Source organism: Cronobacter sakazakii (genome assembly GCF_000982825.1).
Lineage (GTDB): Bacteria > Pseudomonadota > Gammaproteobacteria > Enterobacterales > Enterobacteriaceae > Cronobacter > Cronobacter sakazakii.
Map to the genome: position 1 here is coordinate 2,459,239 of NZ_CP011047.1, position 16,494 is coordinate 2,475,732.

Here is a 16,494-nt window from a genome sequence, read left to right on the forward strand (position 1 = left end):
TCAGACCGCCTTACCGGGATCGAAGGCGTCGCGAACCGCTTCGCCGATAAAAATGAGTAACGACAGTAAAATCGCCAGCGAGAAAAAGGCGGTGAGGCCAAGCCAGGGAGCTTCGAGGTTATTCTTGCCCTGCAACAGCAGCTCGCCAAGCGACGGCGAGCCGAGCGGCAGCCCGAAGCCCAGGAAATCGAGCTCCGTCAGCACGGTAATCGAACCGCACAGAATAAACGGCAGAAATGTCAGCGTCGCCACCATCGCATTTGGCAGCATATGACGCCAGATAATCGCGCGGTCGCTGACGCCAAGCGCCTGGGCGGCGCGGATATAGTCAAAATTGCGGGTACGCAGAAACTCGGCGCGCACCACACCCACCAGCGTCATCCAGCCGAACAGCACGGTTATCAAAAGCAGCCACCAGAAGCCCGGTTGCACCACGCTTGAAAGAATAATGATCAGAAACAGCGTCGGCATGCCGGACCAGATCTCGATAAAGCGCTGGCCGAACAGATCGATTCTGCCGCCGTAGTAGCCCTGGATTGCACCAACCGTAATGCCGATGGCGCTGGCGCAGAGCGTCAGCATTATCCCGAACAGCAAGGAGATGCGCGTGCCATACAGAATGCGCGCCAGCACATCGCCGCCGTTGGCGTCGGTGCCCAACCAGTTTTGTGCCGACGGCGGGGCAGGGAAGGGGTGATCCGACGCGAAATTAATCGCAGTGCCGCTAAAACGCACCGGTGCCCACAGCACCCAGCCTTTATCTTCCAGCCGCTGTTGCAGCCATGGGTCCTGATAATCGGCAGGCGTGGCGAGCGGCCCGCCAAAATCGCTTTCGCTGTAGTTATGGATAAACGGGAAATACCAGCGGTCCTGATAATGCACCGCCAGCGGTTTATCGTTGGCGATAAGCTCGGCACAGAGGCTTAAGGCAAAAATTATCGCGAAAATCCACAGCGACCAGTAGCCGCGCCGGTTATGACGAAACCGCGCCCAGCGCGCCTGATTGACCGGATTGAGTCTTCTCATCCGCGCCTCTCGAAATCAATGCGTGGGTCGACAAGCGTATAAGTGATATCGCTCAGGATATTCAGCAGCAGGCCGACCAGGGTGAAAATATAGAGCGTGCCAAACATTACCGGATAATCGCGCGATACGGTGGCTTCATAGCCCAGCAGCCCGAGGCCATTGAGCGAGAAAATCACTTCAATCAGCACTGAACCGGTGAAAAACATGCTGATAAACGTGGCCGGGAAGCCCGCAATCACCAGCAGCATGGCGTTGCGAAACACGTGACGCCAGAGGATCTGCTGCTCGCCAAGCCCTTTGGCGCGGGCCGTTACCACATACTGCTTGCGGATCTCATCGAGAAACGCGTTGCGGGTAAGAATGGTGAGCGTCGCGAAACCGCCAATCACCGTCGCCAGCACCGGCAGCGTAATGTGCCAGAGATAGTCGGTAATTTTCTGATACCACGGCAGCGTGTCGAAATTAGCCGAGACCAGTCCGCGCAGCGGAAAGAGATCGAACCAGGTGCCGCCGGCGAAAACGACAATTAATAAAATGGCGAACAAAAAGGCAGGCACGGCGTAGCCGGTGATAATCGCCACGCTGCTCCAGACATCGAAGCGGCTGCCGCTGTTCACCGCCTTGCGAATGCCGAGGGGAATCGACACCAGATAGATTATCAGCGTGCTCCACAGGCCGAGCGTGACCGAGACCGGCAGGCTGTTTTTTATCAAATCGATGACCGACGCGCTGCGAAACAGGCTGTCGCCAAAATCGAAACGCGCGTAATCCCACAGCATTTTCAGGTAGCGCTCATGTAGCGGTTTGTCGAACCCGTAACGGTGGGTGATTTCGGCGACCACTTCCGGGTCGAGCCCGCGGGCGCCGCGGTAGTGGCTCTCGTTAACGTTCATCACGCCGTTTTGCGGGCGGCTGCTCTGCATCCCACCGTTCTGAACGCCGGGGATGCCGCTGGCGCTGCCAAACTGGATAGCGGCGAGCGCCTGATCCACCGGGCCGCCGGGCGCTATCTGGACGATGAAAAAGTTAAGCGTGATGATGGCCCAGAGTGTCGGGATCAGCAGCAGTAAGCGGCGAAGCAGGTAAGCGCCCATAATTCTCCTCAGCGCCGTGCTTCTGGCAGCGTGGCGGCTTTATTGACGTCATACCACCACGTATCAAAGCCAATCGTGTAGAGCGGGCTGGTGGCGGGGCGCGAGAATTTGTTCCACATCGCCACGCGATCCGCGGCGGCATACCACATCGGGATCATGTAATAGTTCCAGGTCAGCACACGGTCGAGCGCACGGCCGAGCGGCAGCAGCTTCTGCTGATTGCCCTGGTTGGCGATAATCTGCGCTATCAGTTTATCCACCGCCGGGTTCTGCACGCCGGGAGTGTTCCATGAAGAATCGATATAGTCTGACGCCCAGCTTATCTGCAATCCGGTATCGGGCCAGGGCGACGCGCGATAGAGCGTCGGCATCATGTCGAAATCGCGTTTGCGCAGTCGGTTGGTAAGCTGCGAATTATCCACCTGACGAATGGTCATCGTAATGCCCAGCCGCGTCAGACTATGCTGGAAGGGTAACACCCACTGGTTATTGCCCTCCGAGCCCAGCAGCAGTTCAAACGTAAACGGTTTGCCGGTTTCGCGGTTCACCAGCTTGTTATTTTTAAGCTCCCAGCCCGCGTCTTTCAGCAGCGCCAGCGCTTTGAGGAGATTCTCTCTGTCAAAGCCGTCGCCGCGCGACACCGGGGGCTCGTAGATGCGGGTAAAGACTTCAGGCGGCACCTCTTTTTTAAGCGGTGCCAGCAGGGTGAGCTCGTCGGCGTCAGGATAGTGGCGCGCGGCGTATTCGGTATTCAGAAAATAGCTGTTCGGGCGTCGCCAGGCTTTATAGAACAACACCTTATTCATCCACTCGAAATCGAAGGCGAGCGAAATCGCCTCGCGCACGCGCCGGTCGGCGAAGAAAGGACGCTGAATATTGAACGCCAGCCAGCGTGCGTCCTGCGCGGTGGTTTTTTCAAACTCGTCCTTGACGATATAGCCGCGGTCAAAATTACTGCCGGTATAGCGCGTCGCCCAGTTTTTCGGGCTGCTTTCCGGGCGGAAGTCATACGCGCCCGCTTTAAACGCCTCAAAAGCGACGTTGTCATCGAGATAGTAGTCGTAACGGATGGTGTCGAAATTCCAGCGGCCGCGGTTCACGGGCAGGTTAGCGGCCCAGTAATCCTTCACGCGAGAGTAGACGATGTATTGCCCCATACGCCACTGGGTAGCGCGATAAGGGCCGTTCGCGAGCGGCGGCGCAGAGAGCGGATCGCTAAGCTTATGGTCGCGCCAGAACTTCTCCGGCATCACCGGCAGCGTCAGCAGACCGAGCATATTTTCTTTACCAGGCTGCCCGAGCTCGATTCGCACGGTCAGTGGTGCGATGGCCTTTATCGTCGTGCCTTTGTAGTAAAGCCGGAACTGCGGCACGCCTTCGGTCATAAATTTCTGAAAGGTGTAGGCGACATCTTTTGCGGTAATCGGCGAGCCGTCGTGGTTGCGCGCCTGCGGGTTTATCGTCACCTCTGCCCAGGAAAAGTCGTCCGGGTAGCGGATCATCTCGGCAATCAGCGGGTAGTAGCTGCCCGGCTCGTCGTCGGAACTGGTAAACAGTGAATCGTAGAGCGCTTCGGTGCGAACGCCGGGGTTGCCGCGCAGCGCGTAGCGGTTGAAGTTATCAAACGTGCCGATGGCGGCAAGCGTGATGCTGCCGCCTTTCGGGGCCGCCGGGTTGACGTAATCGAAATGGTTAAAGTTAACGACATATTTCGGTTCCCCGAGCACCGCCAGGGAGTAACTTTCATGAATGGTCTGCGCCTGACAAACAGCGCTGAACATCAGAACGAGCAAAACGAACGCGCGTGCAATCATTGAGGTGGTATGTCCTTCTCCGGGGCCTGAACGGGCGCGGTAACAGCATGGCTGCATAATAAGGGAGCCGCGCGCGATTGTGAAATAGCCCCGCGTTATGCGTCGGCTTCTTTCATGCTGGCAGGCAGATCGGCGGCACGCATCGGGCGACTGAAATAGTAGCCCTGTAAGAAGTTCACACCACGCACGGTCAGCCATTTCGCCTGCTCCTGCGTCTCCACGCCCTCGGCAACTGTCGCCATATTCAGGCGTTTCGCAAGGCTGATGACGGCATCCAGTACCGGCGAGGTGATCGTTTCGGTGCCGATCGCATTCACAAACCCCCGATCGATCTTCAGGTAATCCAGCGTGAAGCGCTCAAGGTAGATAAGCGCGCTGTGGCCCGTGCCAAAGTCATCGACCGCGATTTCATAGCCTTGCTCATGCAGCCACTGAAAAAGATCCAGCGCTTCTTCCTCGCGGATCATGTCGCGCTCGGTTATCTCAAATACCAGCTGGAAATAATCCGGCGGCAGCGAGGCGCGCAACTTCTGAATATCCATTTTGAATTGCTCGGAATGAAGATGACCGGGCGCAATATTAATACCGAGCTTGGCACCAGGCGGTAGCGTCTGTTGCAGGCGCGGTACATCCTGGGCGATGAGCCTGAACAGGTGGCGGGTTAAGGGAACGATAAGTCCCTGGGCCTCGGCGAAATTAATAAACGCGTCCGGCGGTATCATGCCCGCGCTCGGGTGTTCCCAGCGCATCAGCGCCTCGACGCCGCGGATCTGACGCGTGGCGGCGTCCACCACCGGCTGGTAAACCACGAAAAACTGATTGCGCTTGATGGCGCTGACGATCTCTCGGCCCGATCGTGCGCGCAGCGCCAGCAGGATCACCGTCAGTGTGCCACCCAGCAGGCCAATTAATAAACCGAGCAGCAGTGCCAGATGGCGGTCTTCGGCGGGCATGGTGTCGCCATAGAGATAAAGCTTCAGCGGATAACCCTGCACGCTTTCACTACGCAGCGGTGAGGCGGGCAGTTCATCTGGCGTCATGACCTTGCCGGAAAATGTGGTCAGCGCCCTGTCTTTCGCTACCAGAGCCAGCCCGTTGAGATCGTTCTGGCGCGCGGTGTAGACCAGATACGGCGTGAGATTCACGTTAAGCGTAGTAACGATCCCGCGACCTTCCATCAACGGATTGCCGAACCACATCACAATGGACGGTTTATCGGGCATCATTGGCGTGCCCGGAATAATGCTGATATCAACCGTTTTATGAGTGTCGATATCCGGAGCGAGATTGCGAAGCGGCAGGTGAAGCTTGCCGGTGGCGGAAGAGCAATAGGCCGCGCCGTCTCTGACCAGTAAAAAAGCGCGCACGTTGAGGTTAAACGCCGCACGCGAAGTAAGCTCAGACGACACGGTGCCGCATTCCGCAAGGGTGAGCGGTTGCAGCGCGTCGGCGGAGGATTTCAGCTGGGCAAAATACGTATTGAGATAGTGATGAATATCCCGCGCCAGCATATCGTACTGATTCTCACGCTGCTGATGCAGCCAGCCGCGGGCAGCGATCGTGATAATCAACGCCAGGGCCAGGCCTGTCGCAATACCGACCAGAATAATTTTACGGGGCGTGGACAGTGTTGATGCAAAAGGCGGACTGGATAACATCCTTTTTAGTTCCTGTGCGAGCAACTGGCGTGAAACCAGCTTAACAGAAATCCCGCCTGAGGTGAGGGGTTACAGAAGCGGCAAGAACAGAGGCACAGACGAAAAAAACGCTGCATCAGCAGCGTTTTTTTATTCAGCAAGGACGATCAAGGGAAATCGTCATACCGGATTAACTACGGCTCAGTACGCGGCGCGCTTCGTTATAGCGCTTCTTCCAGTACGGTTCGTCCATATTGGAAATCATGACACCACTGCGCGTGGACGCATGCACAAACTGATTGTTGCCGATGTAAATGCCGACATGGCGGCCGGTAGATCCAGCGCGGAACAGCACCAGATCGCCGGAGCGCAACCGGGTACGATCGACCGGTTTGCCCATTTCCTGCTGCTCATATGTAGAGCGCGGGAGTTCTAAACCAAACTGTTCACGGAAAGTACGCTGCACAAAGCCGGAACAATCGATGCCGGTTTTAGTGCTGCCGCCGAGGCGATAGCGCACGCCTTTCCAGTCAGCGTATTGATCCATAATGCGGGATTTCACATCCAGCGTACGGACCATCTGTTCGAATTCATCCTGAGAGGCTTGCAGTAACAGCCCGTCGTTTTCACCTACTGCATGCGTCTCAGAATGCATGTTTTTTGCGGTATTGGTGGAGCTACATGCTGAAAGCAAAACTGCCACAGCGACTGCGGGAATGGCCCGCATGATATATCTCAGGATTGGTTGAGATTTGACCATTATGTTTGTTTTCCCTTGAAGTCCTTAACGATAAAAATCGTTATAAAAAATGCTAAACGTGCCGAGACTAATGAGCTCTGGGGGGTAAGACAATTCCTGGTGAGCTAAATTGTGTGGTAGGCCACACTTTTTATTTGCATTACCAATAAATGCCCTTAAACCGCAAAACGCTCCCGAGATTACCTGAACAAACCCCATATGGCGAGTGGTTTTATTTATTTTTTTATAAGAAATTGTAATGCCCGGTATACCAGTGGCAAAGAAAGGATAAGGACTCACGATTTGTCGTAAAAATAGACAACCTATTCATTTTTATGACGAATATATGAAAGTCTTGCGAAAGGCGTTCGGGAAGGTGTGTCTATAAAATAAACAGGGACCCTTAACGATCCCTGTTGAACATACTTTTAAAGTATTTATTAATTGTTATGAATTTGTTGTTTTTTTACCAGGCAGATGATTATTAAGCCAGGTAATTATTTTATCGCTAAGCGGCGTCAATAAAATCCACGGAAGACCAATAAAAACGATTGACAAAGAGCCAACGGCGATATCGGTAAACCAGTGCGCGCCAATCATCATGCGCGGGAGCGCGAAAACGCAGAATATCAGCAGGCCAAGCCCGAAAGCTTTAGCGCCGAAATAACGCCACATAAAACCCGCAAATATTAAAAGCATCATGCCGTGATCGCCCGGAAAACTGTCGGTCGAGGCGTCTTTGGTGGAGATCCCCACCATTTTGCCCACGCGCAGGCTGTCTTCAAAAGTCAGCGTCGGGCTCGGGCGCGACACCGGCAGCAGATGCCCAAGCTGGTTCAGCACCACCGCAGAAAGCAGCATCACAATGCCCATAATAATGATGTGGCGGCGGCCAGGCGGGGTGGCCTTGCGCCAGTACCAGAGCAGCAGCAGGCCCATCGCCAGCAGCGAGCAGCCGTCAAAGGCGCGATTATTCGTTATCGCCAGAAACCATAAAAAGCTGTGGCTGGTGGCGGCCAGGTGATTGAAAAAGTGGAAAATCCCGGCATCAAGGGTAAACCAGAATCCGGTCTGCGCCGGCGGATACCAGGAAAGAAAAAGGACGGCACCTGCCAGATTAAGCAGCAGGATCGCGGGGAAACGGGAAGTCATCATGGGCGTCTGAAGTTTCACAAAAGGGTAACGTTAAAGCGAGGTGTCTAAACGAAGCTTCAACAGAGCGGACTGAAGCGCGTTCCAGTCCGTTTCCGAAGCGGTAATCAGCTCAATGCGGCTGTCCGGCGGCGGCGCGCTCTGGGTTTCGATATGAAAATCCTGCCCCTGGCGGTTAATACGCACCAGCCCTTCAGGAATGCGCAGCACGCCTTTTACGCGCTCAGCCGGTGCCAGCCGCGCCCACTCCAGTATGCCGATAGTATCGAACACCGTATCGGCATCGAAAATCCAGCCGCAGGCGTGATGCCCCTGACCGCTGTTAAGACTACGACGCCAGCGCTGATTGCCCGGCAGGCTCAGCGCGGCCAGTCCGCTGCGTGTGGCATGTGAATGTGCATGATGCGCGCTGGCGGGCAGCTCGCGCAGGTTAAGACGCGGCTTATCAAGCAACGCCGGGTCGATTTCACCCTGGGTCGCGAACACCAGTTCCCGGTCGGCGGCGTATTCGTCGCGCCAGGCGTTCAGCGCCGCAAGGCTTGCCGCATCGCTGCGATCCTGTTTATTGGCAACGATAATATCTGCCGCCGCCAGCTGGTCGCGGAAATTGTCATTGGCGACATATTTTTCATCCAGCAACTGACGCGGGTCGAGCAGGCAAAGCGTGGCGCGCAGATCAATGTAGGGTTCATAGACCGCTGAGGTCAGCATATCGAGGATCTGCTTCGGATGGCCAAGTCCGGTCGGTTCAATCAGCAGGCGATCGGGTTTTCCCTGGCGCAGCAGGGTATTCAATCCAACCTGCATCGGCAGGCCGTTAACGCAGCACATGCAGCCGCCGGGGATCTCTTTTAACAGCGCGCCGCTGTCAGCCATCAGCGCGCCGTCGATGCCGACTTCGCCAAATTCATTGACTAGGACGGCCCACTTTTCCGCAGGATCTTTATGGGCCAGCAGATGACGGATCGTGGTGGTTTTTCCGCTGCCAAGAAAACCGGTTATGAGACTGGTACGGGTCACGTGCGCTCCTGATAAATATCTGACGGGAATAAATCATCAGGCGACATTCTGGATAAAAATAATGGGCATGAGAAGAGAAAACGCGGACGGGCAGGCGCGCGTCCGCGTTAAAAGCATTCAGGGTTAAAAATCAGCGGCGTGCGAGCCGGGCAACCGCCTCTTTCGCGCCCAGACGGCACAGCGACTGCCAGGCGGCATTCAGCGTATGAATAAACAGCGGATGCTGCGGCAGATCTTCACCGAAGACTTCTTTGAGCGTCAGCAGCGCGCCGACGCGTTCATCTTCGCTGCTTGATTGCACCAGCGCCGCGATTTTTTCAGCGAGCGGGTCGCGCACGTCGACAGGCTGGCCGCGGTCATCCACGCCGCTGACGTAGCGCATCCAGCCCGCCACGCCAAGCGCCAGCAGCGACCATTCGCCCCCGTGCTGCAAATGCCAGCGCACCGAATCGAGCATACGCTGGGGCAATTTCTGGCTACCGTCCATGGCAATTTGCCAGGTGCGGTGCTTCAGCGCCGGGTTGGCAAAACGCGTAATCAGGCTGTCGGCATAGCCGGTAAGGTCAACGCCAGTAATGCGCAGCGTCGGTGCCTGTTCGCGCAGCATCAGCTGGCGCGCCGCGTCGCGAAAGTGTGTATCGTTCATGCAGTCGCTGATGTGCGCATAGCCCGCCAGATAACCGAGATACGCGAGAAAAGAGTGGCTGCCGTTCAGCATTCTTAACTTCATCTGCTCCCACGGCAGCACGTCATCCACCATCTGGACGCCCGCGTCTTCCCAGGCGGGGCGGCCCGCGACGAAATTATCTTCAATCACCCACTGAATGAATGGCTCACAGCTGATGGCGCACGGATCGGCAACGCCGAGAGCGTCGGCAATTTCCGCCAGCGATTCCGGCGTCGCGGCGGGCACGATGCGATCCACCATCGTGCCGGGAAACGTCACGTGGTCGGCTATCCACTGCGCAAGGGCAGGGTCACGCTGATGCGCCATGCCGAGCACCGCTTCGCGCACCACATGGCCGTTATCAGGAATGTTATCGCAGGAGAGCACGGTAAACGGCGCGTGGCCGCGCTCGCGGCGGCGATGCAGCGCCTCAACCAGCAGACCAGGGGCAGATTGCGGCTGGTGCGGGTTTTCAAGATCGTGCGCGATGCGGCTGTTTTGCGTATCAAGCTGACCGGTCGCCGGATCGATGCAGTAGCCTTTTTCGGTAATGGTTAATGAGACGATAGCGACCTGCGGCTCGCAGAATTTCTCAATAATCGCGTCCATCCCGTCGAGCTTCGCGTTGAGGCATTCATTTACCGCGCCAATAATAATAGCTTGATTACCGTCAGCGCCTTTTTCCAGCACGGTATAAAGATGATCCTGGGCGCGCAGCGCGCTCATCAATTCATCACCACTGAAAAGGCTTATCTCGCAGATACCCCAGTCGCCGCCGTTCAGGTTAAGCACCCGGTCGGTCAGCAGCGCCTGATGCGCGCGGTGGAACGCGCCGAAGCCAAAATGCACGATGCGGGTTTGCAGGGCGCGGCGGTCATAAGTGGGGCGTTGGACCGAAGCAGGCAGCGTGGCGGAAGCGATATTATTCATTTCTCACATATCCTGATAACCATTATTTAACAAAATCAGTGTAAAGTTATATGACAACAAATTGAATTGGTGTGCCGTAAATATCCGGGGTTTGTGAGCTGGATCAATAGCGGACAGCATGTGGTTTGACGGCTTTAGGTAAACATGTATGGTAGTCATCATAGAGGTTAGTAATATTGGTATAACAACTTTTTAAGGAGAGGGAGATGGAACAAACCTGGCGTTGGTATGGGCCGAACGATCCGGTTTCGCTGGACGACATCAGACAGGCCGGAGCGACCGGCATCGTCACTGCGCTGCACCATATTCCCAACGGCGAAGTCTGGCCGGTGGAGGAGATCAAAAAACGTCAGGCGGAGCTGGCGCAGAAAGGCCTGACCTGGTCGGTGGTCGAAAGCATTCCGGTGCACGAAGATATCAAAACCCATACCGGCCAGTACGATCGTTACATCGCAAGCTATCAGCAGAGCATCCGCAATCTGGCGGCCTGCGGCATCGATACCGTCTGCTACAACTTCATGCCCATCCTTGACTGGACGCGTACCGATCTGGAATACACGCTGCCGGATGGCTCAAAAGCGCTGCGTTTCGATCACATCGCCTTCGCGGCCTTTGAACTGCATATCTTAAAACGCGACGGCGCGCGTCATGATTACACCGACGATGAACAGCGCCAGGCGCAGGACTATTTCAGCGCCATGAGCGAGGCGCAAATTGAGACGCTGACGCGCAATATCATCGCCGGCCTGCCGGGCGCGGAAGAGGGCTATACGCTGGATCAGTTCCGCGCCCGCCTGAGCGAATATGACCATATCGATAAGGCCGCGCTGCGCGACAACATGGCGTATTTTCTGAAAGCGATTGTCCCGGTGGCCGAAGAAGCGGGCGTGCGTCTGGCAGTTCACCCGGACGATCCGCCGCGCCCGATCCTCGGCCTGCCGCGCATTGTCTCCACCATTGAAGATATGCAGTGGCTGAAAGAGACCGTCGACAGCCTCTATAACGGTTTCACCATGTGTACCGGCTCATACGGCGTGCGTGCGGATAACGACCTGGTGCGGATGGTGGAAACCTTCGCCGATCGCATTCACTTCACGCATCTGCGCTCCACCTGCCGCGAGGCGAACCCAAAAACCTTCCATGAAGCCGCGCATCTGTATGGCGACGTCGATATGGTCGCGGTGGTAAAAGCGATTCTGACCGAAGAGCAACGCCGTAAAAAAGCAGGCGATCTGCGCCCGATCCCGTTCCGTCCGGATCATGGCCACCAGATGCTTGACGATCTGCGCAAGAAAACCAACCCCGGCTATTCGGCGATTGGCCGCCTGAAAGGGCTTGCGGAAGTGCGCGGTGTGGAGCTGGCGCTGAAAAAAGTGCTGTTCCCGGATTTGCTGTAACCGTCAGCACCGCCATAAAAAAAGCCCCGCACTGGCGGGGCTTTGTCTTTTCTCAGGGCGGCGATTACTCGGCGCGGCCCATGTAGCGGCGCTCGGCGATATGCACGCGGATTTTTTCACCGGCGCTCAGGTATTCCGGCACCTGAATGACAACGCCCGTTGAGAGCGTGGCAGGCTTGGAGCGGGCGCTCGCGGAGGCACCTTTGATGCCGGGCGCGGTTTCCACAATTTCCAGATCCACCGTCTGCGGCAGTTCGAGCGCCAGCAGCTGGCCGTCCCAGGTCAGCACCTGCATGTCCGGCATGCCGCCTTCCGGCATAAACAGCAGCTCTTCTTCAATCTGGTCTTTGGTAAAGGTATACGGCGTATAATCTTCTTTATCCATAAAGACATACTCGTTGCCGTCGACGTAGGAGAAATCGACAAAACGACGCGTCAGCGTAATGGTGTCCAGAATATCGTCGCCTTTAAAACGCTCTTCCACTTTCTGCCCGGTACGGACATCAGAGAAGCGCATTTTGTACAGCGTAGCCGCGCCGCGCGCGCTCGGCGACTGAATATCGATATCTTTCACAATCAGCAGTTTGCCGTTGTAATTCAGCACCATACCTTTTTTAATTTCATTCGCTCTTGGCATCGACGTGTCCTGTTAAGCTGGAATATGCAAAATATCGCGACAAGTTACTCGCGAGGCACGCGCCAGGCAAGCGGAATTACGTACATTGCGAGACGTACCGAAAAAGTCGCGCGCGGTGAGTTTTTCGACATCAGTGCTGTACCCGGCGAGGCAAAACGCTACAATGCCCGGCTTTCACGCGAGGAGCCGCAATGCCGATTTCCATCTGTCTCGTCCTGCCTGAAGAAACGGCTACCGTTTATCGTCTGATCCCGAAGTTCGCCGGCCTGCATGCTGCGCAGGCTATCCGCCAGCGTATCGGCGAGCGCGTCGCCTGCGCGCTGGTGGCGTATGACGGTGCAGAGCCGGTGGGCTTTACGCTCGGCTATGAATCGGCGCCATGCTTATGCTGCTTTTCCGCAACGGTTACCAGGTTATCGGGCTGGAAAAGAAGGGCGAGGTGGCTGATTACCGGCTGCTGCTTGAAAAATCACTGACCGACGCCTGAGCGTCGTCACGGAGAATGTATGGAATGTCGCCCCGACTGCGGTGCCTGCTGCACCGCACCGTCTATCTCAAGCCCGATCCCGGGCATGCCCGACGGCAAACCGGCCAATACGCCCTGCGTCCAGCTCGACGAACGCCTGCGCTGTAAGCTCTTTGGCTCGCCGCTGCGCCCGAAAGTCTGCGGCGGCCTTCAGCCTTCGAAAGAGATGTGCGGCGAAAGCCGCCACGAGGCGATGACCTTTCTTATTCACCTTGAGGCGCTGACCGCGCCTTAAACGTCCTTAATGCGCCACAAACACCAGACCGCGCCTGCGGTCATCGCCAGCGCCACATAAAACACCGCGTGGTAGTTGAGAAGCTCCGCAATCACGCCCGCAAGCGATCCGGCGATGATCCAGCCCACGCGGGTGGTGTTGGTGTACAGCGTGGTCGCCGCACCCGCCTGGCCTGGCATTAGATCCTGAAAATAGAGCATGCCGATACCGGCCAGAATGCCGATATAAATGGCGTTCAGCAGCTGTAAAGCCAGCAGCAGCGCCGGGCTGTGCAGCGTCAGCATGCCGAGATAAAACAGCACGCCTGCCGCCACCGCGACCCGCATCAGAAAGCGTTTACCGAATTTACGGGCGTAGAAGCCTGCAATCAGCATCACCGGGATCTCAAGCCCGGCGGCAGCGCCCATCATCACGCCCGCCAGTTTTTCCGGCAGGCGCAGCTCGTTAATCAGATACAGCGGCATATTAATGATGTAGAGACTGTTGGTGCCCCACATCAGCGTACACACCGAAAAGAGCAACAGCGCGTCGCGCCGGTTACGGCGCGGCGCTTCCAGCGGCGCGGCGGTGGCGAGCGGCTCTTTACGCATGGAGGGCAAAAAGCACCAGACCATCAGCGCGCAAAGCACAAACGCCGCCGCCGCGCTGATATACATCACCTGAAAGCCGAACCCCATCGCCAGCGCGTACGCCAGCGGCGGCCCCACCACCCAGGCGAGCGATACCTGCGCGCGCAGCACCGAGCTGAACATCACCGCCTCGCGCCCGGTGCGATCGGCATGCTCGCGCGCCAGCGCGAACATCTGCGGGTTGGCGGTCGAACCAAAACTGCTCAGGAACACACCGACAAACAGCAAAATGAAATAGTTGCGGTTCCAGGCAAACAACAGGCACGCCAGCGCGCCCAGCAGGCAGCAGGCGAAAATCAGGGATTTACGGTCGCCCTTACGATCCGAGCGCCCGGCCAGAAACTGGCTGACGAAAATACCGATAATCGCACTACCGGTAAAAAAGAAGCCGACCATCGCCGGACGCGCGTGTACCTCTTCCGTCAGAAACAGGCTCAGCGTCGGGGTTTGCAGCGCGCCCGCAATACCGGTGAGAAAAGCAACAATCAGAAACGAGGCTGATGTGAAATCGAGCGGACGCCGCGGGGCCGCGAGGGAGTCGTTTTGCATAGCGTAAGCAGTATCGGTAAAGAAGGGGCGGAGTTTACGCCTCTTGTCATTATTTGAACAGCGACCCGACGCCACGACGCCACAAAAAATCAAAATAGCATTTCATAATCATTTTGCCGCTTTGCTGAAGCGAGCTGAACCATCCCTGAAAAAAGCTGAACCTGGCACCCGCCGCGTTTCACTAAAGGGTGAAATGTGCGGGATCTCTAATATTCAACACGTGAATAACGGCTTTTCTTGCGCACAGAGCACGGAGAATGCAGACTTTCTTGAAACGTTTCAGCGTTGTCTCGTTTTGCTCATTTGGCGTGACAACGCTCTTTTTCTCACAACGGCTGAAACGATTCGGGTTCAGCAAGCGAGGAGACCATGTTCCAGTTATCTGTTCAGGATATCCATCCCGGCGCTCATGCCGGAGATAAAGAAGCCGCGATTCGTCAGGTTGCTGACGCGCTGGTGAAAGCGGGCAACGTCAGCGCCGGTTATGTTGACGGCATGCTGGCCCGCGAGAAGCAAACCTCCACCTTCTTAGGCAACGGCATCGCCATTCCCCACGGGACGACGGACACGCGCGATCAGGTGCTGAAAACCGGCGTCCAGGTGTTTCAGTTCCCGCAGGGCGTCGCCTGGGGCGACGATCAGGTAGCGTACGTCGCTATCGGCATCGCGGCCAGCTCCGATGAACACTTAGGCCTGCTGCGTCAGCTCACCCATGTGCTGAGCGACGATGCGATTGCTGAACAGCTGAAAACCGCGACTACCGCCGAAGAGCTGCGTGCGCTGCTCATGGGCGAGAAGCAAAGCGCGGGCATGAAACTGGACAACGACACCCTCACGCTTGACGTTGCGGCCACGAGCCTTGTGACGTTACAGGCGCTGAACGCCGGTCGTCTCAGCGAAGCGGGCGCGGTGGATGCGGAGTTCGTAAGCCACGTGATTAACGCTAAACCGCTGAACCTCGGCCAGGGCGTCTGGCTTGCTGACAGCGCGCAGGGCAATCTCGCCAGCGCGGTCGCGGTGAGCCGTCCGGCGCTGCCGTTCACGCAGGATGGCGAAAACGTCGGCCTGCTGCTGACGGTCGCGGTCGCTGACGATCAGCCGCTGCAGGTACTGGGCCGCGTCAGCGAACTGCTGATCGCGAATAAAGCTGACCGTCTGCTGAACGCCGACGCCGCCACGCTGCTGACGCTGCTGACCAGCGATGACGCGCCAGGCGAAGATGTGCTGAGCGCCGAATTCACCGTGCGTAACGAGCACGGCCTGCACGCCCGTCCTGGCACGGTGCTGGTGAACACCATCAAACAGTTTAACAGCGATGTCACCGTCACCAACCTTGACGGCACCGGTAAACCGGCGAATGGCCGCAGCCTGATGAAAGTCGTGGCGCTCGGCGTTAAGAAAGGCCATCGCCTGCGCTTTACCGCACAGGGCGACGATGCGCAGGCGGCGCTGGACGCCATCGGCGAAGCCATCAACGCGGGTCTCGGGGAGGGCGCAGCATGAGCAGACGTGTCGCCACTATTACTCTCAACCCGGCATATGACCTGGTAGGTTACTGCGCAGAGATTGAGCGCGGCGAAGTTAACCTCGTGCGGACCACCGGCCTGCACGCTGCGGGTAAAGGCATTAACGTCGCCAAAGTGCTCAAAGATTTAGGTATCGACGTCACCGTGGGCGGTTTTCTGGGTAAAGATAACCAGGACGGCTTTCAGCAGCTGTTCAGCGAACTTGGTATCGCCAACCGTTTCCAGGTGGTGCAGGGCCGCACCCGCATTAACGTCAAACTGACGGAAAAAGACGGGGAAGTGACCGACCTTAACTTCTCCGGTTTTGAAGTGACGCCTGCCGACTGGGAGCGTTTCGTTAATGACTCCTTAACCTGGCTTGGCCAGTTCGACATGGTGTGCGTCAGCGGCAGCCTGCCATCGGGCGTTTCTCCGGAAGCGTTCACCGACTGGATGACCCGTCTGCGCAGCCAGTGTCCGTGCATTATCTTCGACAGCAGCCGCGAGGCGCTGGTCGCGGGGCTGAAAGCCGCGCCGTGGCTGGTGAAACCGAATCGCCGCGAGCTGGAGATCTGGGCTGGCCGCAAGCTGCCGGAACTCAAAGATGTTATCGAGGCGGCTCACGCGCTTCGCGAACAGGGGATCGCCCATGTGGTGATCTCTCTGGGCGCGGAAGGGGCGCTGTGGGTGAACGCGTCGGGTGAATGGATCGCCAAACCGCCGTCCTGTGACGTCGTCAGTACGGTCGGGGCAGGGGATTCCATGGTTGGCGGCCTGATTTACGGCTTGCTGATGCGTGAATCCAGTGAACATACCCTACGTCTTGCAACGGCGGTGGCGGCGCTGGCGGTCAGCCAGAGCAACGTCGGCATCACCGACAGGACACAGTTGGCCGCAATGATGGCGCGTGTCGACTTAAAACCCTTCCACTAACAGC

14 protein-coding genes and 1 pseudogene are annotated in these 16,494 nt (G+C 57.2%); 5 read left to right on the forward strand and 10 right to left on the reverse strand.

Annotation, left to right across the window (positions count from 1 at the left end; genetic code table 11):
* The 8 genes from CSK29544_RS11780 to CSK29544_RS11815 form a co-directional block, all read right to left on the reverse strand.
* Positions 1 to 1,026 carry a microcin C ABC transporter permease gene (locus CSK29544_RS11780; protein WP_029039352.1) on the reverse strand — a complete coding sequence of 342 codons (1,026 nt, stop codon included), beginning with the start codon at positions 1,024 to 1,026 and terminating at the stop codon, positions 1 to 3.
* Positions 1,023 to 2,120, reverse strand: a complete 1,098-nt coding sequence (locus CSK29544_RS11785) for a microcin C ABC transporter permease YejB (protein ID WP_004387440.1) — start codon at positions 2,118 to 2,120, stop codon at positions 1,023 to 1,025. Before CSK29544_RS11785 ends, CSK29544_RS11780 begins: the two co-directional genes overlap by 4 nt.
* A gap of 8 nt (positions 2,121 to 2,128) precedes the next feature.
* A complete protein-coding gene (locus CSK29544_RS11790; protein WP_029039353.1) occupies positions 2,129 to 3,934 on the reverse strand; it encodes an extracellular solute-binding protein in 1,806 nt (601 codons plus the stop codon).
* A 95-nt stretch (positions 3,935 to 4,029) separates the two neighbouring features.
* Positions 4,030 to 5,592, reverse strand: a complete 1,563-nt coding sequence (locus CSK29544_RS11795) for a cyclic di-GMP phosphodiesterase (protein ID WP_007851282.1) — start codon at positions 5,590 to 5,592, stop codon at positions 4,030 to 4,032.
* A 169-nt stretch (positions 5,593 to 5,761) separates the two neighbouring features.
* Complete coding sequence (mepS, locus tag CSK29544_RS11800; protein WP_004387441.1) at positions 5,762 to 6,331, reverse strand: bifunctional murein DD-endopeptidase/murein LD-carboxypeptidase; 570 nt, start codon at positions 6,329 to 6,331, stop codon at positions 5,762 to 5,764.
* Positions 6,332 to 6,757: 426 nt separating this feature from the next.
* Positions 6,758 to 7,465, reverse strand: a complete 708-nt coding sequence (locus CSK29544_RS11805) for a phosphatase PAP2 family protein (RefSeq protein ID WP_007851281.1) — start codon at positions 7,463 to 7,465, stop codon at positions 6,758 to 6,760.
* Between the two features lie 30 nt (positions 7,466 to 7,495).
* Positions 7,496 to 8,482: a CobW family GTP-binding protein gene (locus CSK29544_RS11810; RefSeq protein ID WP_007869406.1), complete on the reverse strand. Its 987-nt coding sequence runs from the start codon at positions 8,480 to 8,482 to the stop codon at positions 7,496 to 7,498.
* Between the two features lie 130 nt (positions 8,483 to 8,612).
* Positions 8,613 to 10,079 carry a mannitol dehydrogenase family protein gene (locus CSK29544_RS11815; protein ID WP_007890795.1) on the reverse strand — a complete coding sequence of 489 codons (1,467 nt, stop codon included), beginning with the start codon at positions 10,077 to 10,079 and terminating at the stop codon, positions 8,613 to 8,615.
* Between the two features lie 206 nt (positions 10,080 to 10,285).
* Here CSK29544_RS11815 and uxuA point away from each other — a divergent pair, with 206 nt between their 5' ends.
* A complete protein-coding gene (uxuA, locus tag CSK29544_RS11820; RefSeq protein ID WP_007890796.1) occupies positions 10,286 to 11,476 on the forward strand; it encodes a mannonate dehydratase in 1,191 nt (396 codons plus the stop codon).
* Between the two features lie 64 nt (positions 11,477 to 11,540).
* On the opposite strand, the gene yeiP is transcribed toward uxuA, so the two are convergent.
* Entirely contained in the window at positions 11,541 to 12,113 is a 573-nt protein-coding gene (gene yeiP, locus CSK29544_RS11825) for an elongation factor P-like protein YeiP (RefSeq protein ID WP_004387446.1), read from the reverse strand.
* Positions 12,114 to 12,304: 191 nt separating this feature from the next.
* Here yeiP and CSK29544_RS22900 point away from each other — a divergent pair.
* Both CSK29544_RS22900 and CSK29544_RS11830 read left to right on the forward strand, forming a co-directional pair.
* A pseudogene (locus tag CSK29544_RS22900) lies at positions 12,305 to 12,600 on the forward strand (hypothetical protein).
* 19 nt (positions 12,601 to 12,619) lie between these two features.
* A complete protein-coding gene (locus CSK29544_RS11830) occupies positions 12,620 to 12,874 on the forward strand; it encodes a YkgJ family cysteine cluster protein (protein ID WP_004387449.1) in 255 nt (84 codons plus the stop codon).
* Here the strand turns inward: CSK29544_RS11830 and setB are convergent.
* Positions 12,871 to 14,052: a sugar efflux transporter SetB gene (setB, locus tag CSK29544_RS11835; protein WP_007890798.1), complete on the reverse strand. Its 1,182-nt coding sequence runs from the start codon at positions 14,050 to 14,052 to the stop codon at positions 12,871 to 12,873. The two genes, CSK29544_RS11830 and setB, sit on opposite strands and share 4 nt — an antisense overlap.
* Positions 14,053 to 14,421: 369 nt before the next feature.
* Between setB and fruB the strand changes: the two genes are divergently transcribed.
* Entirely contained in the window at positions 14,422 to 15,555 is a 1,134-nt protein-coding gene (fruB, locus tag CSK29544_RS11840; RefSeq protein WP_007890799.1) for a fused PTS fructose transporter subunit IIA/HPr protein, read from the forward strand.
* A complete protein-coding gene (fruK, locus tag CSK29544_RS11845) occupies positions 15,552 to 16,490 on the forward strand; it encodes a 1-phosphofructokinase (protein WP_004387452.1) in 939 nt (312 codons plus the stop codon). The genes fruB and fruK overlap by 4 nt, the downstream gene beginning before the upstream one ends.
* Positions 16,491 to 16,494: the final 4 nt, after the last annotated feature.

What these genes read in the sequence shown, in the direction of transcription:
- CSK29544_RS11780 (WP_029039352.1), bottom strand. Translation starts at nt 1,026, where the DNA reads ATGAGAAGACTCAATCCGGTCAATCAGGCGCGCTGGGCGCGGTTTCGT.
- CSK29544_RS11785 (WP_004387440.1), bottom strand. Translation starts at nt 2,120, where the DNA reads ATGGGCGCTTACCTGCTTCGCCGCTTACTGCTGCTGATCCCGACACTC.
- CSK29544_RS11790 (WP_029039353.1), bottom strand. Translation starts at nt 3,934, where the DNA reads ATGATTGCACGCGCGTTCGTTTTGCTCGTTCTGATGTTCAGCGCTGTT.
- CSK29544_RS11795 (WP_007851282.1), bottom strand. Translation starts at nt 5,592, where the DNA reads ATGTTATCCAGTCCGCCTTTTGCATCAACACTGTCCACGCCCCGTAAA.
- mepS (WP_004387441.1), bottom strand. Translation starts at nt 6,331, where the DNA reads ATGGTCAAATCTCAACCAATCCTGAGATATATCATGCGGGCCATTCCC.
- CSK29544_RS11805 (WP_007851281.1), bottom strand. Translation starts at nt 7,465, where the DNA reads ATGATGACTTCCCGTTTCCCCGCGATCCTGCTGCTTAATCTGGCAGGT.
- CSK29544_RS11815 (WP_007890795.1), bottom strand. Translation starts at nt 10,079, where the DNA reads ATGAATAATATCGCTTCCGCCACGCTGCCTGCTTCGGTCCAACGCCCC.
- uxuA (WP_007890796.1), top strand. Translation starts at nt 10,286, where the DNA reads ATGGAACAAACCTGGCGTTGGTATGGGCCGAACGATCCGGTTTCGCTG.
- yeiP (WP_004387446.1), bottom strand. Translation starts at nt 12,113, where the DNA reads ATGCCAAGAGCGAATGAAATTAAAAAAGGTATGGTGCTGAATTACAAC.
- CSK29544_RS11830 (WP_004387449.1), top strand. Translation starts at nt 12,620, where the DNA reads ATGGAATGTCGCCCCGACTGCGGTGCCTGCTGCACCGCACCGTCTATC.
- setB (WP_007890798.1), bottom strand. Translation starts at nt 14,052, where the DNA reads ATGCAAAACGACTCCCTCGCGGCCCCGCGGCGTCCGCTCGATTTCACA.
- fruB (WP_007890799.1), top strand. Translation starts at nt 14,422, where the DNA reads ATGTTCCAGTTATCTGTTCAGGATATCCATCCCGGCGCTCATGCCGGA.
- fruK (WP_004387452.1), top strand. Translation starts at nt 15,552, where the DNA reads ATGAGCAGACGTGTCGCCACTATTACTCTCAACCCGGCATATGACCTG.